Raw genomic sequence first — 24735 nt, 5'->3', positions numbered from 1 at the left:
CGACGCCTATTCACTCACGCCGCCGCGCACGTCGAATTCGACTTTCCAGCGCTCGCTGCTGCCGCGCGGCACGGCTTCGAGTTCGAGCGTGCCCGCTTCCGTCACGCGCGCGTGCAGCTTCACCGGTACGATTTCGCCGGGCGTGCGGCCTTCGGTGGGCAGCGTGGCTTCGATTTCGTCGAGTTCCTGAAGTTCGTCGGGCTGCCAGTAGTCGAGCATCGTGCCGACCTGATCCTGGCGCCGCACCGACGATCCGAAGAAGCGGAAATGCACCGGCTCCCCGACGACGAGCCCGAATTCCTGCGCGGGCAACTCGGCGTCGGTGCCTTCCTCCATGCCGAACGGCGCGACGCAAAGCGCCGTGACGGGCGGTTCGAGACCCGGCACGGCGGGCATCGCCGATTCGACTGCGACGTAGTACGCGCGCGCCGTGCCGCCGCGAATCCGCACGCCCTTGCCGCGCCGCACGTAACCGTAGTAAGCGGCGCCGCGCGCGACCGCGAGATCGAGGTCCGCGCCTTCGAGCAGCCGCGCGGCCGGCGCGCCTTCGGCGGCAAGCCAGCCGTTGAGCGTCTGCAAAATTCGATCGACGAGCAGCGTCGACTTGAAGACGCCGCCGTTGAAAAGGACCGCCGTCGGATGCAGGAAGGTGGCGTTTTCCGGCACGCTGCGGCCGAGATCGGCGAGCGCCGCGACCTGCCGGCCGAGGAAGCCCGCGAGATGACGCGTCACCGCGGCATCCTGCGCGTAGGGCAGCCCGAGCTGTGTCAGGCCGACGCGCGCCCGGCTCACCGGCCGCGCGCTGGCGTCGACTTGGGGGAAGAAGCCGTCGAGGATCGTCTGCGTGAGTTCGGCGCGCGTGAGTTCGGTGCGGATCGAGCCGCCGATCAGTTTCGAGCCGCGGCTCGGCACGACGAGCGGCACGGCCTCCTGCGACGGATCGGAGAGCAGCGTTTCCTTCGCCGACCGGCACGCGTAGGTGAGCGCGCGCAGTTGCCACGGATCGGGCTGCGTGCCCGCGGACGCAAGTTTGCGTGCGACGACGTGCGCGAGCGCGAGGTCCATGTTGTCGCCGCCGAGCAGGATGTGCTCGCCGACCGCCACGCGATGCAGTTCCAGATTGCCTTCCCGCTCGACCACCGCGATCAGCGAAAAGTCGCTCGTCCCGCCGCCCACATCGACCACGAGGATCACGTCGCCCACGCGCACTTGCTTGCGCCAGGCGCTATCGGTGTTCTGGATCCAGCTATAGAGCGCGGCCTGCGGTTCTTCGAGCAGCGTCATGCGCGCGTAGCCCGCGGCCTGCGCGGCTTCGGCCGTCAGTTCGCGCGCGGCCGGATCGAACGAGGCGGGGATCGTGACGGTGATCTCCTGCTCGGCGAAAGGCGCGTCGGGATGCGCGTGGTCCCATGCTTCGCGCAGGTGCGTCAAATAGCGGACCGATGTTTCCAGCGGCGAGACGCGCTCGACTTCCTCGGGCGCGTCGTTCGGCAGGATCGCCGCGCGCCGGTCGACGCCGGGATGGCACAGCCAGCTTTTCGCGCTCGAAACGAGGCGGATCGGCGTGCCGGCGCCACGGCTGCGCGCCAGTTCGCCGACGGCGAAGGTGCGCTCGGCGGTCCACGGCAGGTTCAGGTCGCCGGGCGTGAGCTCGTTCGGATGCGGCAGATAGAGGAACGACGGCAGCAGTTCTGGCTGCTCGACAGCGCCGGGCGCGGTGATCTGTGCGATCGGCAGAACACCTTGCACGGTTTTGTCGCCGTCGCTGGCGGTGATGTCGACGTAGGAGAGGGCGCAGTGCGTCGTGCCCAGATCGACGCCGATCGAATAGCGCGGATCGCTCATAGTTCCACCTCGGCGGGGGCGACGACGCTTGCGTCGTGACTGTCGGCGAGCTTCGGCAGGCGCACGTCGGCGACTTTCCAGCCGCGATGGCTGATGCTGCCGTTGAACGGCGGCTTGCCGACGACGTTGCCCGTCAGGCGGATCGCGGTGGCATCGAAACCGTCGGGCAATGTGACGCGGCTGCCTTCGGCTTCGTCGCGCACCGGGCGGATCGTGAAATGCTCGCGCAGCACAGTGCGGCAGCCGTCGTGGACGAGGCGCGCGGCGGCGCCGATGTCGGCGTCGGTGTAGTTGGCGATGTCTTCCTCGACGAAATCGATGAAACGCGCGTCGCGCTGGAGCAGGCCGAGCAGTTGCAGCGCGGCTTCGGGGGTGGCTTCCTTGAGTGTGGGAGCGACGGGTTTTACGGGTGCCGGAGCCGGAGCGGCTGCGGGCGCTTCACGCAGACGCTTCACCTGGCCGGCGAACTCGGCGTCGCCGAGAACGCTGAAAAACGTGCCGAAAGCTATCGACATCCTGCCGAAAAATGACGGGTTCAAGTCGGTCATGACATGCTCCTATGGCCGTTGCCCGAGGACGACCCATCCTCAGGCGACGCTGAACAGACTGTGGGCTGCGGGGTTGCCTGCGCGGTTTTTCGCGCGGCGCGCGGTGTTCGTTTGATGCTTGCGGGTTTGTTGGCCTGATGCGGGCCACGCGGCCGATACGGCCGGCGGTGCCGGCAAGCACTCTTGCCGGTTATACAGCATCCGCATTTATTTTCGTGACGGAACGGGGGAAATGCAGTGCTGATGGGCGCTCCGGCGGGGCCGGGCACACATTTTCGCGAATATTGAGGGCAAGTCAAGGACGATATTCAGCCGATTCCGGACAGCGCCCGGCCGATGCAGCGGGCTGTTTTAAGCTACGGAAGCCCTCACGCCTTATACCCGATCGTCCGCAACAACCCGCGCCGCCAAGCCACGTCCTCGGTGGTTTCGACGCCGAGCGGCGGCAATCCGTCCACGACGCCCACTATTCCGCGTCCCCGATCCGTCTGCGCGACGAGCACCTGCGTCGGATTCGCGGTCGCGCAGAAGATGCGGCACACCTCCGGCACGGCCTTCACCGCGTTCAGCACGTTCACCGGGAAAAAACCGTCGCCGAGAAAGACGATGAAGCTGTGCCCGGCGGCGATCGACAGCGCGTTCCTTTCCGCGAGTTGCTGCGAGGCGGGATCGGTGCCGGACGAGCGCACGAGGCGCTTGCCCGACGCCTCGCAGAACGCCAGCCCGAATTTGATTCCCGGCACGGCGCCGAACAGCGCTTCGTGCAGGTCCTCGACGGTCTTGATGAAATGCGACTGCCCCAGGATGAAGTTGGTGTCCTCGGGCTTGTCGATGTCGACAGTGAGCAGTTCCATGTGAGCCTCCGCGCATTCGCGACTTTACACATGAATAGTAGGTCAGGCGCGCAGGTCGAACCCGTCGAGATAGAGCCTGGGCGCTTCGCCGTCCCAGGCGCGGCCGTCGCAGAGCACGTCGCGGCGGTATTCGTCCGGTAACTCGACGCCCTCGAGCGCGGCTGCCTCGCGATACAGCGCCGTCTGGTTGACCGCGACGGCGATTTCGGCATCGCCAGAAGGTCTGTCAAGCAGACCCCAGCGACGATATTGCGTCATGAACCACAGGCCATCGGAGGAGCGCGGATAGTTGACCTTGCCGCCATCGAAGAAACTGACGGGGAGCGCATCCGGAAAACGCGCCGGATCGTAAGCGCCGGTCAAACGCGGCTCGATCAGTTCGCGCGGCGCATTGACCAGATCCGGCGCGGCGAGCAGCGGCGCAATCTCCGCGCGATGCCCCGGCTCGTCGAGCCAGCGGCAGGCTTCGAGCATCGTCCGGATCAGCGCGCGCGACGTGTTCGGATACAGCGCCGCGAAATCGCGCCGGCTCGCGAGCACCTTTTCGGGATGATCCGGCCAGATGCCACTCGTCAGCACGACCGTGCTTCCCGCCCCGCGCGCTTCCGCGAGCGCGTGCCAGGGCTCGCCGCAGCAAAAGCCGTCGAGCTGGTCTTCGGCCAACGCATCGACCATGCGCGGCGGCGGAATCACGACGCTCTCGATGTCGCGCAACGGATGCACGCCGTTCGCCGCGAGCCAGTAATAGAGCCACATCGCGTGGGTGCCGGTCGGGAAGGTCTGCGCGAGGACGGGCGGGCGTCCGAGCGACGCGAACGCCTTTTTCAGGCTGCCCGTCGCGCGATAAACCTCGGCGAGCGCGTTCGACAGCGTGACCGCGCCGCCGTTGCGATTGAGCACCATCAGCACGGCCATGTCCGCCTGCGGCCCGCCGATGCCGAGCTGCACACCGTACACGAGCCCGTAGAGCGCATGGGCGGCATCGATTTCGCCGGACAGCAGCTTGTCGCGCACGGCCGCCCACGACGGCTGGCGGCACAGTTCGAGCGTGAGTCCGTGGCGGCGGCCGAAGTCGAGGAGGCGCGCGGCGGCGAGCGGCGCGACGTCCGACAGCGCGACGAAGCCGAGCCGGATATGCGTCTTTTCGGGCGGGCCGAAGCGGTCGGCGGGGATCGAGTCAGGTGTGTTCATAGCGTGCGGGTCACCCCAGTAGATCGGCCATCGCGATCAGTTGCCGCGCGACTTCGGCCACTTTGATGCCCTGGTCCATCGCGCGCTTGCGCAGCGCGGCGTACGCCTCCTGCTCCGTCATGTGGCGGCGGTCCATCAGGAGGCGCTTGGCGCGGTCGATCGTCTTGCGTTCTGCGAGCTCGCTTTCCACCTGCGCGAGCCGCAGACGCAACTTCTCTTCGTGCGCGAACCGCGCGAGCGCGACTTCGAGGATCGGCGCGAGCCGCTCGGCCGCGAGCCCTTCGACGAGATACGCCGTCACGCCCGCGCCGACCGCCGCGCGGATGAACTGCTGATCGGCGTCGTTGCTGAACATCAGCACGGGGCGCGGCGCTGCCTTGTTCATCACGGCGAGCTGCTCGAGCGTATCGCGCGAAGGCGATTCGGTATCGATGATGACGACATCCGGCCGTTCGCGCTCGACGACCTTCGGCAGCGCGGCGGGCGTTGCGACTTCGGGCAGCATCTCGTAGCCGAGGCGTGCGAGCGCCTGGCGCAGATCGCCGATCGGTTTGTCCGTGTCGGTGACGAGGAGAACACGAAGCATGGGTCAGGCGCAGAGTGAGTTCATTGCAGGGGGCGTGCTGCTTATATATGCGCTTCTCTTGTTAACCAAGTATATCGGCGCGTGATTTTTGATATCAGGCCGCATGCGCCATGTCATCGTGCGCTTCATATCGCGCGTTTGCCTCGCCAATCGCATTCCCGACGAGAATCACCGCCGGACTGCCGAGCCCGGCCGCGGTCGCATCAGCGGCGAGACGGCCGAGCGTCGTGACGAGCCGCCGTTCGCGGTCCGTGCCGGCCCATTGCACGACCGCCGCCGCCGTACTCAAGGGCAGCGTCGAAAGAAGCCCGGCGCAAATCGTGTCGATGCGGCTCATGCCCATATAGATCGCGAGCGTGGTGCCGGTCGCGGCGAGCGCGGCCCAATCCGGCTCGCCGTGATCCTGCATGTGCGCCGTGATGAAGGTCACGCCCTGGCAATGCTCGCGATGCGTGAGCGATACGCCGAGGCTCGCCGCCGCCGCGAATCCCGACGAGATGCCGTTCACGATATCGACCGGAATCTGTGCGCGCCGCAGCGCCGCGAGTTCCTCGCCGGCGCGGCCGAAAAGCAGGGCGTCGCCGCCTTTCACGCGCACGACGTGCAGCCCCTTCGACGCATAACGCTGCATTAGGCGCTGGATGAACGCCTGCGGCGTCGACTTGCAACCGCCGCGCTTGCCCACGCGAATCACGCGCGCACGCGGCGCGAGCGACACGATGTCGGGATTGGCGAGATCGTCGAGGAGCACGACGTCGGCGGCGGCGAGCGCCTTCGCGGCCTTGATGGTGAGCAGGTCCAGATCGCCGGGGCCGGCGCTGAGCAATGTGACCTTGCCGTTATTCATCGTGATGTCCTCTTGGATATTGATGCCGCGCACTAAACAAAAAACGGCGTCCGCTCGTGGGGTGCACGAGGGGACGCCGTTGTCCGGGGGTTTGCCTTGGAGGCCAGTGATCGATGCGAGCCGGCTTCGTTGCCGACGGCGCTCTTGCCCATGCAATATGCGGGCCATTCGTCTTGGAGCCTTGATTGGCGGTGCCAAAGCAGGCGGCAATTCCAAAAGGCGCACACCTGCTGTGCTGCGCTGCACAGATTCGGCGCCAAGCGCCTCGTTCGAGGGAATGCACCAATTGAAAACCCGGCGTGCGCTGCGCACGCCCGCAGTGCTGCATCGCACCAGCGATGTGCCGCCGCGCTTCATCGTGAATCCGGATCGGCGTCCGCGTGACCCGGCGAAAACCCCGCAAAGCCGCGTCCTATAAGGAAATCACCCCTGATGGCATAGCCCTTGCATTTTGTCTTGCCATCGGATCAACGGCGATCCGCAGAAATAACCGCAGCACGCGCAACAGAGCGCACCCCCGATACCCGAGCTTTTGGACAATGGCGTCCCCCGAGCAGATCGACATCTGTTTCGCGGGACGCCTTTTCTTTTTCTGGAAAAGAAAATGGCAAACAAGGCAACCCGAATCGATCTCTTCAGCATGCGCACGCCGCCGATGCGCGCTTTCCACCTCACGTGGATGGCGTTCTTCGTCTGCTTCTTCGCGTGGTTCGCCTGCGCGCCGCTGATGCCGCTCATCAAAAAGGAGTTCAACCTCTCCGTCGACCAGATCGCTAACATCAACATCGCCGCCGTCGCGGTGACGATCCTGGTGCGTCTCGTCGTCGGCCCGATGTGCGACCGCTTCGGTCCGCGCAAGGTGTATTCGGCGCTCCTCCTTGCAGGCGCGGTGCCGGTGTTCGGCGCGGCGCTCGCGACCGGCTACGAGAGCTTCCTCTGGTGCCGCCTCGCGATCGGCGCGATCGGCGCGAGCTTCGTCATCACGCAGTACCACACGTCGGTGATGTTCGCGCCGAACGTCGTCGGCACCGCGAACGCGACCACCGCCGGCTGGGGCAACGCGGGCGCCGGCGCTTCGCAGGCGCTCGTTCCGCTGCTAGTCGCGGCGGCGATCGTGATCGGCGTCGGCGAACAGTCGGCATGGCGCGTCGCGCTGCTCGTGCCGGGCATCGCGATGCCGGTCATGGCCTTCTTCTACTGGCGCTATACGCAAGACTGCCCGCAAGGCGATTTCTCCGATCTGCGCGCACGCGGCATCGCCATCGACGGCGGCAAGAAAGGCGGCTGGGACAGCTTCCGCACGGCCTGCGCGAACTATCGCGTGTGGATGCTGTTCGTGACGTACGCCGCGTGCTTCGGCGTCGAAGTGTTCATCCACAACATCGCGGCCATCTATTACGTCGATCACTTCCAGCTCTCGCTGAAGGCGGCGGGCATCGCGGCAGGCAGCTTCGGCCTTCTCGCACTCTTCGCCCGCGCACTCGGCGGCTGGCTCTCGGACAAGGTGGCGGCGAAGCGCGGCCTGGACGTGCGCTCGACGCTCCTCTTCGCACTGATCGCGGGCGAAGGCATCGGCCTCTTCTGGTTCGCCCACGCCGACGGCGTCGCGCTGGCGATCGTCGCGATGCTCGTGTTCGGCCTCTTCACGCACATGGCCTGCGGCGCGACCTACGCGCTCGTGCCTTTCATCGACCGCAAGGCGCTCGGTGGCGTGGCGGGCGTGATCGGCGCGGGCGGCAACGTCGGCGCGGTGGCGGCGGGCTTCCTGATGAAGGGCGTCGGCAACGTGCAGCAGACGCTCTCGATGCTCGGCATGCTCGTCGCGGTCTCCGCGCTGTGCGCGCTCGCGGTGCGCTTCAGCCCGGAGCACAAGGCACGGGAAGCCGCGTTGCGCGAAAGCGCGCTCTCGGTCAACAACGGTGTAGTCAACTAAGGACGCGGTCATGAAAATCATCGTCATCGGTCACGGGATGGTCGGCCACAAGTTCCTCGAATGCCTCGCCGACACGCAGGCGGAAGGGCTCGACATCACCGTGCTGTGCGAAGAGCCGCGTCCGGCCTACGATCGCGTGCACCTGTCCGAGTTTTTCGCAGGCAAGACGGCGGACGACCTGTCGCTCGTCGCGCCCGGTTTCTTCGAGCGTGAGAACTTCGTGCTGAAGCTGAACGCGCGGGCGGTGTCGATCGATCGCGCGGCGCGCACGGTGACGGTCTCGACCGGCGAGACGCTCGACTACGACAAGCTCGTGCTCGCGACGGGTTCCTATCCGTTCGTGCCGCCGCTCGCGGGCAGCGATCGTGCGGACTGCTTCGTCTACCGCACGATCGAAGATCTCGAAGCGATGCGCGAATGTGGTGCGCGCTCTAAGACGGGCACGGTGGTCGGCGGCGGGCTGCTCGGTCTCGAATGCGCGAAGGCGCTGCGCGACATGGGGCTGCAAACGCATGTCGTGGAATTCGCGCCGCGTCTGATGGCCGTGCAGGTCGACGAAGGCGGCGGGCGCGTGCTTAAAAGCCGTATCGAGGAATTGGGCCTGACGGTGCATACGCAGCGCAGCACGCAAGCGATCGTCGATGGCGAGACAGGCACGAACCGCATGCAGTTCGCCGACGGCACGCATCTCGATACCGACATGATCGTGTTCTCCGCGGGCATTCGTCCGCGTGACGAGATCGCGCGCGCGGCGGGGCTTGAAGTGGGCGCGCGCGGCGGCATCGTGATCGACGATGCATGCCGCACGAGCGACGAGAACATCTTCGCGATCGGCGAATGCGCGGTGTGGAACGGCCAGGTATTCGGCCTGGTCGCTCCGGGCTACGACATGGCGCGCGTGACGGCCAAGCAGTTGCTGGGCGAAGCGGCCGAATTCGGCGGTGCGGACATGAGCACGAAGCTGAAGCTGATGGGCGTGGACGTGGCGAGCATCGGCGATGCGCACGGCAAGACGCCGGGCAGCCGCACGTATCAGTTCAGCGACGAGCGCAAGCAGGTGTACAAGAAGATCGTGGTGTCGGATTGCGGCAAGTATCTGCTGGGCAGCGTGATGGTCGGCGATGCGAGCGAATACGGCACGCTCTTGCAGATGATGCTGAATCGCATCGAATTGCCGGACGCACCGGAGTTCCTGATCCTGCCGCAATCGGATGGACAGGCGAAGCCCGCGCTCGGCGTCGAGGCGTTGCCGGCTGCGGCGCAGATCTGCTCGTGCAACAACGTCACGAAGGCGGAGATTTGCGAAGCGGTGTGCGCGGGCGCGACGAGCATCGGCGCGATGAAGGCCGCCTGCAAGGCCGGCGCATCGTGCGGCGGCTGCGTGCCGCTCGTCACGCAAGTGATGAAGTCCGAGATGAAGCGGCAGGGCATGAGCGTGAACAACCATGTCTGCGAGCACTTTCCTTATTCGCGTCAGGAGCTGTATCACATCGTGCGCGTGGAAGGCGTGAAGAGTTTCGGTGCGCTGCTCGCGAAGCATGGGCGCGGGCATGGGTGCGATATCTGCAAGCCGGTCGTGGCCAGCGTGCTTGCTTCGTGCTGGAACGAGTTCGTGCTGAAGAAGGAGCACGCGAGCCTGCAGGACTCGAACGACTATTACCTGGCGAACATTCAGCGCGATGGCACGTATTCCGTCGTGCCGCGCATGCCGGGTGGTGAAGTGACGCCCGAGGGCTTGATCGCGGTCGGGCAAGTCGCGAAGAAGTATGGGCTCTATACGAAGATCACTGGTGGGCAGCGTGTCGATCTCTTTGGCGCGCGTGTCGAGCAGTTGCCGTTCATCTGGGAAGAGCTGATTGCGGCTGGCTTCGAATCGGGTCATGCGTATGGCAAGTCGTTGCGCACGGTGAAGTCGTGCGTCGGGTCGACCTGGTGCCGCTATGGCGTCGGCGATTCGGTCGGGCTCGCGATCGAGGTCGAGAATCGCTACAAGGGTTTGCGTGCGCCCCACAAGATCAAGTTCGGCGTGTCGGGATGTACGCGGGAATGTGCTGAAGCGCAAGGCAAGGACATCGGGATCATCGCGACAGAGAAGGGCTGGAACCTCTATGTCTGCGGCAACGGCGGGATGAAGCCGCGTCATGCCGAATTGCTCGCTTCCGATCTCGACAAGGAAACGCTCATTCGTTACATCGACCGCTTCCTGATGTTCTATATCCGCACGGCGGACCGGTTGCAACGGACGAGCGTCTGGCGTGACAACCTCGAAGGCGGACTGGACTATCTCATCGATGTGGTCGTGCATGACAAGCTCGGTTTGTCGGATGAACTCGAGGCCGAGATGCAGCTTGTCATCGACACGTACGAGTGCGAGTGGAAGAAGGCCGTCACTGATCCCGAGACGCGCAAGCGCTTCCGTCACTTCGTGAATAGCGATCAGGGCGATGGGAATGTCGCCTTCGTCGAGGAGAGAGGGCAGATTCGGCCTGCCACCGTCGAGGAACGTGCAGGGCGCGTGATTCCTATCGCGGTTCTGGATTCTGCTGGCGCTTGATTTTCTTAAACCGGTGTAACCCAAAGGAAAACGGATCATGAACGCAGAGCGAATCGACCAATCCTGGACCCCAGTCTGTGACCTGCACGAAATCATCCCCGACACGGGGGTGTGCGCGCTGATCAACGGCTCGCAAGTTGCCGTATTCCACGTCGCCGGCGGTAACGACACCGTCTTCGCCATCGACAACTACGACCCCAACTCGCAAGCCTCGGTGCTCTCGCGCGGATTGATCGGCAGCCTGGGTGAACGCGTCGTCGTGGCCTCGCCGATCTACAAGCATCACTTCGATCTGCGCACCGGGGAATGCCTCGAAGTCCCCGCGCATTCGGTCGCGTCCTACCCCGCAAAAGTCGCAGCCGGCAAGGTATGGGTCGCGGCATGAAGATCGAGCATGCATCGTCGAGCGGTGGCGGCACGGCGGCACGACGTCTGAAGCTCGTCGTGATCGGCAACGGCATGGCGGGCATGCGCACGGTCGAGGAGCTGCTCAAGCTCGCGCCCGCTCTCTACGACATCACCGTGTTCGGCGCCGAACCGTACGGCAACTACAACCGCATCCTGCTTTCGCCCGTGCTCGCAGGCGAGAAAAGCGTCGACGACATCATCCTCAACTCGCGCGACTGGTACACGCAGAACAACATCGAACTGCATGCGGGCGATCCGGTTACCGAAATCGATCGCGCGCGCCGCATCGTGCGCTCGCAAAGGGGCATCGAAGCACGCTATGACCGCCTGCTGATCGCAACCGGTTCGAAGCCGTTCATCATTCCGGTGCCGGGTCATCAACTGCCGGGCGTGATCGCGTTTCGCGATATCCAGGACGTCGAGACGATGCTCACGGCCGCGCGCGATCATCGTCACGCGGTGATCATCGGCGGTGGCTTGCTTGGGCTCGAAGCGGCCAACGGCCTGCAACGCCAGGGCATGCACGTTACCGTCGTACACGTCACCGATGCGTTGATGGATCGCCAGCTAGACAAGAGCGCGTCAACGCTCCTGCAACGCACGCTCGAAGCGAAGGGCATGCGCTTCATGCTCGCGGCGAACACGGCGGAGATCGTCGGCCCGGATCGCGTGACGGCCGTGCGTTTCGCCGACGGCGCCGAGATTCCTGCCGATCTCGTCGTAATGACGGCAGGCGTGCGGCCGAACATCGACCTTGCCAAAGCGGCCGGGCTGCATTGCGAACGCGCGATCGTCGTCGACGATACGTTGCAGACCTACGATCCGCGCGTCTATGCGGTCGGCGAATGCGTGCAGCATCGCACGGCGACCTTCGGGCTCGTCGCACCGATCTGGGATCAGGCGCGTGTCGCGGGCGCGCATCTCGCGGGCGCGGGGCATCGCCGCTACGTGCAGCGCGCGACCGCGACGAAGCTCAAGGTGACGGGCGTCGATCTCTATTCGGCGGGCGATTTCATCGGCGGGCCGGGCAGCGAGGATCTCGTGCTGCGCGATCCGAAGCGCGGCATCTACAAGCGTCTCGTGCTCGAAGGCGGCCGCGTGATCGGCGCCGTGCTCTATGGCGACGTGAAGGACGGCGGCTGGTACTTCGACCTGATCCAGAACCGCACCGACATCTCCGCGCTGCGCAGCCAGTTGCTGTTCGGCAAGACCCTTTGCGAGGCGCTGGCCGCCTGAACCGGAACCGAACGTGAGCTTTCCCGTCATCCCTATTTCGTCGTCGGCTTCTTCTTCAACCGTGAAGACGACGTGCCCGTATTGCGGCGTCGGCTGCGGCGTGAAGGCGACGCCGCGCGGGCACGCGCAACCCGACATCGCCGGCGACGAAACGCATCCGTCGAACTTCGGGCGCCTCTGCGTGAAGGGCTCGGCACTCGGCGAAACGGTGGGCCTCGACGGACGGCTGCTGCAACCGAAGCTGCGCGACAAGGACAGCGGCGCCATGCACGCGGTGCCGTGGAGCGATGCGATCGGCGTGGTCGCTGACGGCTTCACGCGCATCATCGACCAACACGGTCCTGATTCGGTCGCGCTCTACGTATCGGGCCAACTGCTGACCGAGGACTACTACGTCGCCAACAAGCTGATGAAGGGTTACGTCGGCAGCGCAAACATCGACACGAACTCGCGGCTTTGCATGTCATCGTCGGTGGCGGGGCACAAGCGCGCGTTCGGCGAGGACATCGTGCCGGTGAACTACGAGGACCTCGAACTCGCGGACCTCGTCGTGCTCGTCGGATCGAATACGGCATGGTGTCATCCGATTCTCTTTCAGCGCATCGTGAAGATGAAGGAGAAGCGGCCGGAGATGAAGATCGTCGTGATCGATCCGCGCTATACGGCGACCTGCGAAATGGCGGACCTGCATCTGCCGCTGAAGTCAGGTTCCGACGTGCAGCTCTTCAACGGCCTGCTCGCGTTCCTCGCGGAACACGATACGACCGACGCCGCGTTCGTCGATGCGCACACGTCGGGCTTCGATGCCGCGCTCGCCGCAACCGATGGCTCCGATCTCACGCAAACGGCCAGGGCCTGCAAGATCGATGCGCATGAGTTGCTCGAGTTCTATCGTCTCTTCGCGCGCACCGAGCGTGTCGTGACGGTGTATTCGCAAGGCGTCAACCAGTCGAGCTCGGGTACCGACAAGGTCAACAGCATCATCAACTGCCATCTCGTGACGGGACGCATCGGCAAGCCCGGCATGGGGCCGTTCTCGTTCACCGGACAGCCTAACGCGATGGGTGGACGCGAAGTCGGCGGCCTCGCGAACATGCTGGCCGCTCATCTCGAACTCGATAACGTCGAACACCGCGAACTCGTGCAGACGTTCTGGGAATCGCCGTCGATTGCGTCGCGACCCGGACTGAAGGCGGTCGATCTCTTCAACGCGATCGAGGCGGGCCGCATCAAGGCGGTCTGGATCATGGGCACGAACCCGGTCGTGAGCCTGCCCGACGGCGAGCAAGCGAAGCGCGCGCTCGCGCGATGTGAACTCGTGGTGAGCTCGGACATCATCGAGCGCACCGATACGAATGCGTTCGCGCACGTTTTGCTGCCCGCGCTCGGCTGGGGTGAGAAGGACGGCACGGTAACGAATTCGGAGCGCCGCATCTCGCGTCAGCGCGCGTTTCTTCCGGTGCCGGGCGAAGCGCGCGCGGACTGGCGGATCATCTGCGACGTCGCGCGACGCATGGGCTACGAAGGCTTCGACTTCAGGGGCGTGCACGAAATTTTCGATGAACACGCGCGACTGAGCGCTTATCGAAACGAAGAAGACCGCGTGTCGCGTGCGTTCGATCTCGGCGCGCTGACGGGCATGGACCGCGCGCGCTATGACGCGCTCACGCCGATCCAGTGGCCTGTGACAACGGCAAACGCAGTGGGCACGGAACGGCTCTTCGGTGACCATCGCTATCGTCACGCGGACGGCCGCGCGCGCTTCATCGCGACGCCGCCGCGCGCACCGGTCAACGCCATCGACGACGACTACCCGCTCGTGCTCAACACGGGCCGCGTGCGCGACCAGTGGCACACGATGACGCGCACCGGCAAGTCCGCGAAGCTAGCGGGTCACATCGGCGAAGCATTCATCGACATGCATCCGCAAGACGCGCTCGCATGCGGCGTGCGCGAAGGCGAACTCGCGCGCGTGTCGAGCCGCTGGGGATCGATGGTCGCGCGCGTGCAGCATGGTGGCGGCATGTCGCGCGGCAGCGTGTTCGTGCCGATCCACTGGAACGACCAGGTCGCCTCCGATGCGCGCGTTGGCGCCGTGGTGAACCCCGTGGTCGATCCCGTTTCCGGCGAGCCGGAGTTCAAGCACACGCCGGTTGCCGTGGAGAAATTCCATGTGTCTTGGCATGGCTTCGCGTTGAGCCGGGATACACCTTTGCTCGATGACGTGACCTACTGGACGCGCATTCAGGGCGCGCAATTCGTGCGCTACGAGCTGGCGGGACGCAAGCACTTCGAAGGCTCCGACGATCATCGTGCATGGGCGCGCGCGATGCTGGACGTCGATGATCCGCATGCCGACTGGCTCGAATACGAAGACCGTTCCGCAGGCGTGTATCGCGCGGTGTATGTGGTGGACGATCGCATCGAGGCTTGCGTGTTTCTTTCCGAGCGGCCTGAACTGCCTGCGCGTACATGGCTTTCGACTCTGTTCGCGAAGGACCAGCTCGACGAGGAGGACCGCATCGGCCTCTTGCTCGGACAGCCGGTCGGCAAGGGCGTCGATACGGGACCTACCGTTTGCTCTTGTTTCGGCGTCGGACGCAATACGATCTGCAGCGCGATTCGCGAGCAAGGGCTCAAGACGGCGGCAGAAATCACGTCGTGTCTCAAGGCCGGCGGCAATTGCGGATCATGCGTGCCGGAGCTGAAGAAGCTCATCGTCGAAACTGAAATGGCGCGCTTGAGCACGGTCTGATCGCCCGCGAGAATGATATGCCCCGGCGCGCTCGCGCCGGGTATCGACACACCTCGAATCCCCTCAAAGCCCCTCCGCATCAGCGATTTCCCGTATCCCGCCACGCTCAATGAGCGCTATCGAACCAACAATTGCATGAGCAATTTCCTTGTAAGGATTAGTGTTGGCCTTCGAACGAATCTGATTGTCGGTCTTCCGTAAAGTCACATCAAACGTAGGTACAGCGTAAGGAACCTACAAGAAAGGCATCGACATACGATGCTACGGGGATCGAGATGAAGAACGCACAAAAACAAATGAGCATCACTGGCGTGGCCGCCAATCGCGCCTCTTTGCGCACACGCGACACCGCCTCACACGGCCAAAGCGCCGTCACTGTCATCTCCAAGCCAAGAAATCCACGAGCGCGCTGCTGAACGCGCACCACGCCTAAGGCGCCTGGCGTTTGGTAATCGCCCGGAGCACGACGCTCCGTGTGAAAGCACACGCACGCCCCAAGCAATCCGACAACGCTTTTCGCTTCACCTGCTACATGCCGGCGTCCATGTAGCTGGATAACCGTGCGCCATCAAACCGGAGACACACCATGAAACGCAATCTGATCGTAGCCGCAGTCCTCTCCCTCGCTTCCGTCGCAGCCTTCGCAACGGGCACGAGCTCCAGCTCGAGCTCGACTTCGGGTGGCTCGACCGCCGCTGCCGTTCTCGGCTACGGCCACTTCAGCGCAACCGATGCAGGCGCAGCAAACGGCCACGCCACGGCAACGGCCGGCAAGGGCTTCAACACGACGGGCAACACGACGAACGCAACGACTAGCCACATCAACACGACGACGGCTGGCGGCAAGGGCTTCGGCGGCGCAACGGCCGGCGGCACCTCGGGCGCCGACGCGGCTGCCAACGCATGGAGCAAGCTCGGCGGCGGCTGGCGCTAAGCCGAAAGGCTGCAGCAAAGCTGGTGACATGACCACGAGCGTCGTGAGCCGGCCAGGTAGAGAAGGTGGTAGTGGGTAAATAACAGAGAGTCCAAACTTTCAATTCACCATGGGATGTCCATCATGAAACGCTCGATGATCGCTGCTGCACTGTTCTCGCTTTTCTCGGTTGCCGCTGTTGCCGGCACGGGAACGAACTCCACCTCGACGTCTTCGTCGGGTGGCCAGACCTCGGCTTCCGTGTCGGGCTACGGCTTCTTCAAGGCAACCGACTACGGCACCGCCAACGCGAACGCGCAAGCGGTTTCCGGCAGCGGCTTCGGTCTGACCGGCAATGGCACGAACGCCACGACGAGCCATACCAACACGTCGAATGCAGGCGGCTACGGTCACGGCAATGCATCGGCAATCGGCGGCTCGGGCGCGGATGCAACAGCCAATGCCTGGAGCAAGCTGGGCGGCGGCTGGCGCTAAAGCCTCGTTTGTCGATGTAAAGAGGCGGCGCCCGGTCCGATATTCGTCGACCTGGCTCCGCCTCGCCGCGAAAACCATAAAAATTCAAACCGTTTCAAGGGATCGCCTCTGCGTCGCGTTCCCCTTCCTTCCGGAGAAGCATCATGACCAAGACCACATTGCAACTCGCATGCGCCGTACTGTTTTGCATCGGACAGGCCGCGCACGCGGATACCACCGCCAACTCGTCGTCGGGATCGACGTCCGGCTCTTCGTCGGTGGGTATCGGCCAGGGCGGCGGATCGAGCCTGAACAACATCGGGACCTCGGCCAACTCGTCGGCGAGCACGAATTCGGCTTCGTCGTCGGTGGGCGGCATCGGTAGCGCCAACGCATCGGGCGGATCGTCGAACGTGAACGTCTCCGTGACCATGCCCGCGATGACCGCTTCGAACGGCACTTCAGGTTCGGGCACGGGTACCACGGGTTCAACGGGAAGCACGCCCGACGCCACCACGAAGGCCACGACGCCGGGCTCGAGCCCCTACGATACGCGCGCCACCGTCGACTACAACCAGAGCTCCTACTCGGTGCGCACGACGCCGTCGATCGCGGCGCCCTCGCTCACGACGACGCTGTCCGACACCTGCATGGGCTCGGCGAGCTTCGGCATTTCGGTGACGGGTTTCGGCGCGACCGGCGGCACGACGATGGTCGATCAGGCTTGCGTACGCCGCCTCGATGCACGCGAATTCCGCGCGATGGGCCTGACCGACGTAGCGCTCGCACTCCTGTGCCAGAGCGATTCGAATCGCCGCGCCGTGGAAGCGACCGGCCACCTGTGCCCGGGAACGACGGCACCGCTCGCGAAGACGGGCGATGGCGCAACGCTGTCGGATGATGAAAAATATCGCGATCCGATCGTGCGTGCGCGTCTCGGGCTGCCGGTGACGGCCGCGAACGATCCGGCGGTGCAGATGAAGTCGCAGCGCGCGCCTGAAGTGAAGAAGGATCAAGTGGCTCCGGCACGCCCGCTGCAAAGCGAAGTGGCCGACGTGAAGACAATCCCGGTTGAAGACCGCAAGATCGAAGTCTCGCTCGTCAAGTAAGACCTGAGAGGCTTGTCAGGCGCAATGACAACATGCGTCGCGGAGATGAGGCGCGGTAATAGAGCTTCTCTCCAATTTTAGGGTTGGTCGTTGTTGCTGGACCGGAAAGCCAACCCTCGTTTTCAAATCGAGGCATCCGTATGAAGAGTCGTCCGATGCTCATGCTGCTCGCGTTGATGGCAGCGGCAGGCGTGAATGCACAGACCGCGCCGTCAGGTTCGGTCCTGTGGGCGGCGAGCCCCGCAGGCCAGCAGCCGATGCCGGGTGCGCCGCCGCTCACGCTGTTGCCGTTTTCGAGCGGAGCGGTACCGCTCAGAACCGGCGATGGCGGCAAGTGCCTGCTCGTCGCGCGGCGTGGCACGCAAATCGTCGCGGTCGAATTGTCGCCGGTCGTGAACGGGCCGAAGCTCGTCGGCTGGGCGCCGAAGCAGATCGACATGAACACGCTGACTTCGAAGTGGGGCTATCAGGCACCGCAGGCCAGTAGCGCTGTCAGCGCGTTTGGCAATCCGGTTACGAAGTCGATCGCGGCTACGAACAAGACGAGCGTGTCGTCGAGCGCGAGCGCCGAATCGTCGGAGACGGTGACCGTCAACGGCAAGACGTATCGAAGATTCACGCAATTCAAGGACACATCGGCGGACGAGTTTCTCTGCGAGTAAGGCCTAGCCGACCGATCGTTGACGCATGTCGCCACCGATCGTCGCAGCCTGTGCAGGAGAATTCGGCGGCGCGGCCGTCCTTTGTTCGTTGCCGTAACGCGCCACCGAAAACGCGAACGTGTTGACGCCCTGAGCGCTGCTCGCCGACACCGTTCCGCGATGCATTTCCGCGACCGCCTTCACGATCGCGAGCCCGAGCCCGTGATTCTCGCGGCTGTTGGTGCGCGAACTCTCCGCGCGATAGAAACGGTCGAACAGATGGTCGAGCATCGCAGGCTGGATCGGTTCGCCGGGATTGGCCACCGCGATGCTGATGCGCCCGCGTTCGCGCCCGATCGATACCGATATCGTCGCGCCGCGCGCACAATGCTGAATTGCGTTCATCACGAGATTGATGAGCGCGCGTCCGAAGAGCGACGTGTTCACGAACGCGCGTGCATCGCCGGTCGATACCGCGTGCACCTGCGCCTCTTCCAGCGGTATCTCCAGAAATTCGAGTGTGCGCGTCACTTCCGCCGCCAGCGACACTTCGACGAGACCCGTCGCGCGCTCGCCCTGATCGGCGCGCGCGAGGAACAGCATGTCGTTGATGATCGCACGCACGCGCTCGAACTCTTCGAGATTCGATTGCAGCGTGTGGCGCAATTCGTCGATCGAGCGGTCGCGCGTCAAGGCCACTTCGGTCTGTCCGATGAGGATCGTCACCGGCGTGCGCAGCTCGTGCGCGACATCGGCGTTGAACGATTCGAGCCGTGCGTAGGCACTATCGAGCCGTTCGAGCGCGCCGTTGAACGACTTCGCAAGGTCCTCCAGTTCATACGGCAACGAGCGCGTGCTCAGGCGTTGCGACCGGTTGTTGGGACTCACGTTCGATGCATCCTTCGTCAGCCGTGTAAGCGGCGCGAGTCCGATCTTCGCAACCGAATAGCTCAGCAGCAGCACGGTGATGGTGCCGAGCGCGGTCAACGCCGCGAGCGCGAAGCCGAAGACGCGCATCGTGCGCACGTTCGGCGAGCAGTCGATGGCAACCTGGAGCTGCAACGGTGGACGCTCGCCGTTCGCGGGGATGGTGACGGCGGTCATCAGCATGTCGTACGCGCGGCCGTTCGGGCGCAGCCGCACGTAGCCGCCCGGCACTCGTTTCTCGATGCTGCCCGCGAGCGGCGTGCCATAGGTGAAGCGCGAATCGTCGCTCGATGCGGCGAAGAGTGTAGAGCCGTCGCGTGGCGTGATGTCCGCGAGCTTCTCCTTCGCCATCTTCCACTTGTCGGGCGTGGATGCGTGCAGCACGATCAGCCGCGCGATTTCGGCGCGCGTATCGAGCGATTCCCGCAGATGATTTTCCAGTTGCGTGCGCAGTACGAGAAAGAGACCCGTGCCCACCATCGTGAACACGAACAGCGCCACGACCGCGAACATCGCGGCGAGGCGCCGTGAGATGGAGTGCTTCACCATGCCCTCGGCTCTTCACGCATCTCGCGTGCTTCGCGCACTTCGAGCACGTAGCCCATGCCGCGCACGGTGTGCAGCAGCTTGGTGCGAAACGGGCCGTCGAGCTTCGCGCGCAGGCGCTTGATCGCCGTCTCGACGACGTTCGTATGGCTTTCGAAATCCACTTCCCAGACGAGCTCGGTGATCGCGGTCTTCGACAGGATGTCGCCGTGGCGACGCGCGAGCACGCTCAGCAACTGAAATTCCTTGGCGGTCAGGTCGAGCCGCAAGCCATCGCGCGTGGCGCGCCGGCCGATCAGGTCGACATAGAGATCGCCGACGGAGATCAGCGTCGATTCCTGCGCTCGCGTACGGCGTGCGAGCGCATGCAAACGCTCGACGAGTTCGAGAAAAGAGAAGGGCTTCGTGAGATAGTCGTCGGCGCCTTCGCGCAGACCGCGCACGCGATCGTTGATGTGGTCGCGCGCGGTAAGCATGATGACGGGTGTCGACTTTTGCGCGCGCAGCGCCTTGAGCACCGCGAAGCCGTCGCGCTTGGGCAACATGACGTCGAGCACGATCACGTCGTAGTCGTACTCGGTGGCGAGATGCGTGCCTTCCTCGCCATCCAGCGCGATATCGACGACCCAACCCTGCTCGGTTAAACCTGTGCGCAGGTAATCGACCACCTTGTGTTCGTCTTCGACGATCAGGACTTTCATGCGGGCGCCTCGCTGCGTGCTGTCCGTAATAACTATACGAGCGTTGCGGCTCGCGTGCTCGCAAGGGACGCGTCTAAAGGATCGCGCTTGAAAGGGAACGGTCGTTCGCGATGGTGCGCGACCCATGACGCGTGCAAGCCAGACTGCATGGTAGAGGGTCGGCGCCAACGGCCTGATGACGCGAAAATGGCGGGACGGTCAGAAAACTTTCAGGCGCGGCCTTGCAGGCCGCCCTGGATTCGAGGATTTGCTGTCTTACTGCGAAACGCCCTGAGCAGCCGGCCCCGCACCCGATGTGCCTTCCACCGACGGTCCATAACTCATTGCGCCCGGCTTCACCGTTTCACCGGCCTGGACCTTTGCTTCGGCCGCCTGCAGGTTGTTCGGATAGTACGGGTCCCGTTCTGACGGGTCATAGCCGGCCTGTTCCAGTTTCACTAGGTCCGCGCGGACCTGCGCGCGCGTCACGGGCTCGTTGGACTGCGCGAACGAGAGGATCGGTGAGAGGGCTAAAGCGACGACTGCGACGCGGATCAATGTCTTCATGATGGACTCCTCGACGGATGGGGGAACGTGCGCGTCGCGCGGTATTGGAAGTGAGCGCGACTGCGTGGCCTCAGTGTATTTCCCCGACCGTGACGAGATGCTGGCGATGAGATGGCATCGCGGTCATATGAAGTAACTGCATTCAACTTCCTTTCGATTCAGCAAGCCACGCACGCCAGCCGCCGAAGCGCGTGATGTCCGTAGCGCCATCGAGGCCCATGCCTTCGCAAACGAAGCCCGTCTGCCAGCTTCCATCGGCGAGTTGCACTTTGCCGAGCGCGAGCGGCGCGGGGATGGCGGCAAGGAACGATCCCAGCTCGACACTCGGCATCTCCCACACTTCGACCTCGATCGCAGCGCCATCCTGAGCGACACGCTCCATCCCGGGACGAAGCGTCTCGCCCGCATTCGCAGCGAGTGCATGCAAGCGATAATGCGGCGCGCTCGTCGTCTTCTCGACGAGGCTCGCACTGCGCGAGCGCAACTGTCCGTTGAGCGGCAAGCCATCGAGATGCGCGCCGCACACGACGAGCCGCACGCGATCGTTCCGCGCGTTTCTGGTCGACGCTTCGGCGCCGAGCGTCGCGCCGCCAACGAGCGGCATTGCGAACGAACGCTGCAACGTATCGGCCACGCTCAGCAGATATTGATCCGTGAACGCGCGGCCGAATACGGTGACGCCCCACGGCAGGCCGTTTTTCATGAACGTGGTCGGCGTTGCGACGGCGGCGTAGTCGAGCAGGTTCATGAAGTTCGTGTAATAGCCGAGCAGCGAGTTGGGTCCGATCGGATCGCGTGCGAGTTCATCGAGTGTGACCGGACGCGGATAGCTCGGTGTCAGGACGAAGTCGAGTCGATCGAGCGTTGCATCGCAGATCTTCTTCAACGCCTGCAAGCGATATTGTGCGCGAAACGCATCGACGGCGGTCGTGCCCGGCGCCTTCGCGAGCACGTCGCGGATCACCGGCAGGACGGCATCCGGATTCGCCTCCATCAATCCGCCTGCGACGCTGTAGCGCTCGGCGACCCACGGACCGTCATAAAGCAGCCTGGCCGCTTCGACGAACGGCGTGAAGTCGATCTCGACGGCGGTCCCCCCCGCTGCTTCAAGCGCCGCGCGCGCTTCTTCAAAAAGCGCGGGGCTCTCACCGCATCCCGCGAATTCGAGCGTCGAAGGCACGCCAAAGCGAAACGGGGTTAGCGTGCCGAACGCGCCTGCATCGTTGAATTGCGGATTTGCGCGGCTATACGCGTCGCGCGGATCTTCCATTGCGGTAAGCGCAAACAGCTCGCTTGCTTCGCGCGCGGTCGCGGTGAAGAATGTCACGCAATCGAGCGTGCGGCACGCGGGCACGACGCCCGCCGTCGAGAGCAGGCCTTTCGTCGCCTTCAATCCGACGAGGTTGTTCAAACCGGCAGGCACGCGGCCCGAGCCGGCGGTATCGGTGCCGAGCGCGAAGCTCGCGACGCCGAGCGCCACGCTCAATGCGCTCCCCGCGCTCGATCCGCCCGACGGGTAATCCGGATGCACGCTGTTGCGGCATTTGCCATAGGGCGAGCGCGTGCCGTTCAGGCCAGTCGCGAACTGATCGAGATTGGTTTTGCCGATCGGCACGGCGCCGAGCGCGATCAATTGCGCGACGAGCGTGGCCGATTCATCGGGCGTATAGGCGAACGCGGGACATGCGGCCGTCGTCGGCACACCGGCGAGATCGATGTTGTCCTTGATCGCGAAGGGCGCGCCGTAGAGCGGCAACGAATCGATGTCGCGTCCTTCGAGCGCATCGAGGTAGGGTGCGATCTCTGCGTCGTCGAGCAGATGGATGAAGAGATTGAACTCGGGGTTTAACGCGGCCGCCTTCGCGCGCAACTCGCCGATGAGCTTCGCGGGTGTGGTGTCCTTCGCGCGATAGGCGGCGCGCAACGTGGAAAGACGCAGATCGAATGAGGGCATGTTTTTTTCCTTAGAGGCGGTTTCAAAAAGCCTAGATTGATCGTTGGAGAGTATTCCAGCAGATCACGCAAGCGGCCAATTTCAAGAATGCTTCATGGATGTTGGCGAGTTGCTCGTAGCGGATTCGAAGACGATGGAAATTATGGAACCAGGCATGAGTACGCTCGACTACCCATCGATACTTTCCGAGGCCGCTGCCGTGCTCGGTGCGTCGCTTCGCGAGAACAGGTTTAATACCCCGCTCGCGCAATTTTTGGCGGTGTGCTTCGGAGTCGTACCCGCGATCGGCATAGACGGCTTGAGGTTTTTGCAAAGGACGACCGCGAATGCCCCGGATAGTTGGAATCGCATCAATAAGCGGCAACAATTGTGTGACGTCATGGCGATTGGCAGCGGTCAGAATGATCGAGAGCGGCACTCCATTTGCGTCGGTCGCGATATGGTGCTTGGACCCTGGTCGCGCACGATCTACGGGGTTTGGCCCGGTTTTTGGCCCGCCCCAATAGCGCGCACAGAAGACGAATCGAGAATCACGCGCGAGAGGTCGATTTGGCCAGTTGCGCGTAGCTCGGCAAGAAGCAGTTCGTGCAATCGATCCCATACACCTGCTTCTTGCCAGTCGCGTAACCGGCGCCAACACGTCACGCCGGAGCCGCAACCCATTTCGGCAGGTAGATCGCGCCAACGCAGCCCCGTACGTAACACAAACACAATGCCGCTCAATGCCGCGCGATCGGGTACCGGCTTGCGGCCCGGGTACTTCTCGCGTCGAGCCTTTGGCTGTGGCAATAGAGGTTCGATTCTTTTCCACAATTCGTCGTCAATGATTGGCTTATCCATCCCTTGATCTCATCGTTAGATGGCCAAGGTTAATCTATGGTCACCCCCATTTTTGCAACACTGATCTTTGATGGGTGGGTGGTTTGCACAAATCTATCCGGCGTCGTTGTGAGGAATGTTCCTCGCGCCACGATGAGAATCGCGCCTGGCGGTCCTGATAACAGCTGCAGCTTCAGGAAGCTCGTTAACCTTTCAGGGTTTCCGCCGGGCCGTTTTGCCGTTCACGTCATCAGTTATCAGCAGTCGCAAAACCAGATGGGTTGATTCCTAAAACTATCGGCAACGGCACCGTCACAATGCCGGAACGGACGCCTGTCGGTCGAATACAGTGTTAGAGCTCGCGACGGCCCATGCAATTCGTGCAAGCTTGCTGGCCAGGGCACACGCAACCACGCTGGAATGTCGCCGCGTAAGCATTGCTCGAACCCAATCGACCACGCGTCCGGACTGTTTGTCTAGCCGAAGCATAAGTGCTCGGGCACACTGGACCAGCAGGTGGCGAATATTCTTGTCCCCTCGCTTGGAGATTCCGAGCAGGTTCGCTCTACCGCCTGTACTGTATTGCTTTGGTACCAGCCCCACTGCGGCGGCAAAGTCTCGGCCGCATCGGTACTGCTTTCCGTCACCGAGCTCCGATGCAAGCAGACTAGCGGTGATCGGACCGACACCGGGTATCGTCAGCAGGCGTTGCCCAACCGGATCCTCGGCTAGTTGCCGATCGAGTTCTTTTTCGATATCAACGATCTGCTGGGTAAGATATTTGAAGTGCGCGTGCAGGCGTTCAAGAATCGCGACGAGGCGCGGCGGTAACTGATGTTCAGCTAGCACTACGGATAGGCGCTTCACAACGGCGTGGCCAACTGGCAGGCTTATGCCGAATTCGAGCAGGAACCCGTGCATCTGGTTGATAGTGCATACCCGATCGCGGACCAGGGCTTGGCGAACCCGGTGCAGTGCTGCAAGCGTTTGCTGCGATTCGGTCTTTGGGGTCACGAATCGCATCGAAGGTCTCGCAGCAGCCTCGCAAATAGCCTCCGCGTCAACGAAGTCATTCTTGTTGCTCTTGACGAACGGGCGCACGAATTGTGGAGAGATCAGCTTGACGGTATGTCCGAACTGGCTGAGCTTGCGTGCCATCCAGTGAGCGCCGGCGCAGGCCTCCATCACCACAGTGCAGGCGTGAAACGTGGCGAAGAACTCGACCAACTGCTTGCGTGAGAGCTTCCTGCGAAACACGGCTTTGCCGGCTTTGTCCTGCCCATGCACGTGAAAGGAGTGCTTGCCCAGATCAATCCCGACCAACGTGACGTTTTGCATGGAAATGGCC

The 24735-nt window shown here is 63.7% G+C and carries 20 protein-coding genes and 1 pseudogene; 9 read left to right on the top strand and 12 right to left on the bottom strand.

What is annotated here, in order from left to right:
• Positions 1–6 precede the first annotated feature (6 nt).
• The 6 genes from AWB67_RS04095 to cobA all read right to left on the bottom strand — a co-directional run bounded on the left by AWB67_RS04095 (position 7) and on the right by cobA (position 5871).
• Positions 7–1845, bottom strand: coding sequence for an Hsp70 family protein (locus AWB67_RS04095; RefSeq protein WP_087654949.1), 1839 nt, complete (start codon positions 1843–1845; stop codon positions 7–9).
• Positions 1842–2393 carry a DUF2760 domain-containing protein gene (locus AWB67_RS04090; protein ID WP_087654948.1) on the bottom strand — a complete coding sequence of 184 codons (552 nt, stop codon included), beginning with the start codon at positions 2391–2393 and terminating at the stop codon, positions 1842–1844. Before AWB67_RS04090 ends, AWB67_RS04095 begins: the two co-directional genes overlap by 4 nt.
• A 368-nt stretch (positions 2394–2761) precedes the next feature.
• Positions 2762–3247, bottom strand: coding sequence for an adenosine-specific kinase (locus tag AWB67_RS04085; RefSeq protein ID WP_087654947.1), 486 nt, complete (start codon positions 3245–3247; stop codon positions 2762–2764).
• 42 nt (positions 3248–3289) lie between these two features.
• Positions 3290–4438, bottom strand: a complete 1149-nt coding sequence (locus tag AWB67_RS04080; RefSeq protein ID WP_087654946.1) for a CmpA/NrtA family ABC transporter substrate-binding protein — start codon at positions 4436–4438, stop codon at positions 3290–3292.
• Positions 4439–4448: 10 nt separating this feature from the next.
• A complete protein-coding gene (locus AWB67_RS04075; protein WP_087654945.1) occupies positions 4449–5024 on the bottom strand; it encodes an ANTAR domain-containing response regulator in 576 nt (191 codons plus the stop codon).
• Positions 5025–5118: 94 nt separating this feature from the next.
• Positions 5119–5871, bottom strand: a complete 753-nt coding sequence (cobA, locus tag AWB67_RS04070; protein ID WP_087655058.1) for a uroporphyrinogen-III C-methyltransferase — start codon at positions 5869–5871, stop codon at positions 5119–5121.
• Between the two features lie 604 nt (positions 5872–6475).
• Between cobA and AWB67_RS04060 the strand changes: the two genes are divergently transcribed.
• From AWB67_RS04060 to AWB67_RS04020, 9 genes are all read left to right on the top strand, one after another.
• The gene (locus tag AWB67_RS04060; RefSeq protein WP_087654943.1) at positions 6476–7804 is read left to right on the top strand and encodes an MFS transporter; all 1329 of its coding nucleotides are present in this window, start codon (positions 6476–6478) and stop codon (positions 7802–7804) included.
• Between the two features lie 10 nt (positions 7805–7814).
• Entirely contained in the window at positions 7815–10358 is a 2544-nt protein-coding gene (gene nirB, locus AWB67_RS04055) for a nitrite reductase large subunit NirB (RefSeq protein ID WP_087654942.1), read from the top strand.
• A gap of 37 nt (positions 10359–10395) precedes the next feature.
• Positions 10396–10743: a nitrite reductase small subunit NirD gene (gene nirD, locus AWB67_RS04050; RefSeq protein ID WP_087654941.1), complete on the top strand. Its 348-nt coding sequence runs from the start codon at positions 10396–10398 to the stop codon at positions 10741–10743.
• On the top strand, positions 10740–12002 hold the full coding sequence (locus AWB67_RS04045) for an NAD(P)/FAD-dependent oxidoreductase (RefSeq protein ID WP_235025027.1): 1263 nt from the start codon (positions 10740–10742) through the stop codon (positions 12000–12002). Before nirD ends, AWB67_RS04045 begins: the two co-directional genes overlap by 4 nt.
• A gap of 13 nt (positions 12003–12015) precedes the next feature.
• Entirely contained in the window at positions 12016–14757 is a 2742-nt protein-coding gene (locus AWB67_RS04040) for a nitrate reductase (protein WP_087654939.1), read from the top strand.
• 586 nt (positions 14758–15343) lie between these two features.
• Positions 15344–15691, top strand: coding sequence for a hypothetical protein (locus tag AWB67_RS04035; protein ID WP_087654938.1), 348 nt, complete (start codon positions 15344–15346; stop codon positions 15689–15691).
• A 123-nt stretch (positions 15692–15814) separates the two neighbouring features.
• Positions 15815–16165: a hypothetical protein gene (locus AWB67_RS04030; protein ID WP_200822164.1), complete on the top strand. Its 351-nt coding sequence runs from the start codon at positions 15815–15817 to the stop codon at positions 16163–16165.
• A 143-nt stretch (positions 16166–16308) separates the two neighbouring features.
• On the top strand, positions 16309–17253 hold the full coding sequence (locus AWB67_RS04025; RefSeq protein ID WP_087654936.1) for a hypothetical protein: 945 nt from the start codon (positions 16309–16311) through the stop codon (positions 17251–17253).
• 140 nt (positions 17254–17393) lie between these two features.
• The gene (locus AWB67_RS04020; protein WP_087654935.1) at positions 17394–17915 is read left to right on the top strand and encodes a hypothetical protein; all 522 of its coding nucleotides are present in this window, start codon (positions 17394–17396) and stop codon (positions 17913–17915) included.
• Positions 17916–17918: 3 nt separating this feature from the next.
• Here the strand turns inward: AWB67_RS04020 and AWB67_RS04015 are convergent, their stop codons facing one another.
• The 6 genes and pseudogenes from AWB67_RS04015 to AWB67_RS03985 form a co-directional block, all read right to left on the bottom strand.
• Positions 17919–19367 carry a heavy metal sensor histidine kinase gene (locus tag AWB67_RS04015; RefSeq protein WP_087655057.1) on the bottom strand — a complete coding sequence of 483 codons (1449 nt, stop codon included), beginning with the start codon at positions 19365–19367 and terminating at the stop codon, positions 17919–17921.
• Positions 19364–20068, bottom strand: a complete 705-nt coding sequence (locus tag AWB67_RS04010; RefSeq protein ID WP_087654934.1) for a heavy metal response regulator transcription factor — start codon at positions 20066–20068, stop codon at positions 19364–19366. The genes AWB67_RS04015 and AWB67_RS04010 overlap by 4 nt, the downstream gene beginning before the upstream one ends.
• 255 nt (positions 20069–20323) lie before the next feature.
• Positions 20324–20614, bottom strand: a complete 291-nt coding sequence (locus tag AWB67_RS04005; RefSeq protein ID WP_087654933.1) for a DUF4148 domain-containing protein — start codon at positions 20612–20614, stop codon at positions 20324–20326.
• Between the two features lie 142 nt (positions 20615–20756).
• Complete coding sequence (gene atzF, locus AWB67_RS04000; protein ID WP_087654932.1) at positions 20757–22568, bottom strand: allophanate hydrolase; 1812 nt, start codon at positions 22566–22568, stop codon at positions 20757–20759.
• A 31-nt stretch (positions 22569–22599) separates the two neighbouring features.
• Positions 22600–23408, bottom strand: a pseudogene (locus AWB67_RS03995) (IS5 family transposase).
• A gap of 291 nt (positions 23409–23699) precedes the next feature.
• Positions 23700–24725 carry an IS110 family RNA-guided transposase gene (locus tag AWB67_RS03985; protein ID WP_087654929.1) on the bottom strand — a complete coding sequence of 342 codons (1026 nt, stop codon included), beginning with the start codon at positions 24723–24725 and terminating at the stop codon, positions 23700–23702.
• Positions 24726–24735 lie beyond the last annotated feature (10 nt).

The sequence above is a fragment of the Caballeronia terrestris genome, assembly GCF_001544515.1.
Classification (GTDB): Bacteria; Pseudomonadota; Gammaproteobacteria; order Burkholderiales; family Burkholderiaceae; genus Caballeronia; species Caballeronia terrestris.
Note: the sequence above shows the minus strand (reverse complement) of the source record. Positions and strands in the feature narration are given on the sequence as shown.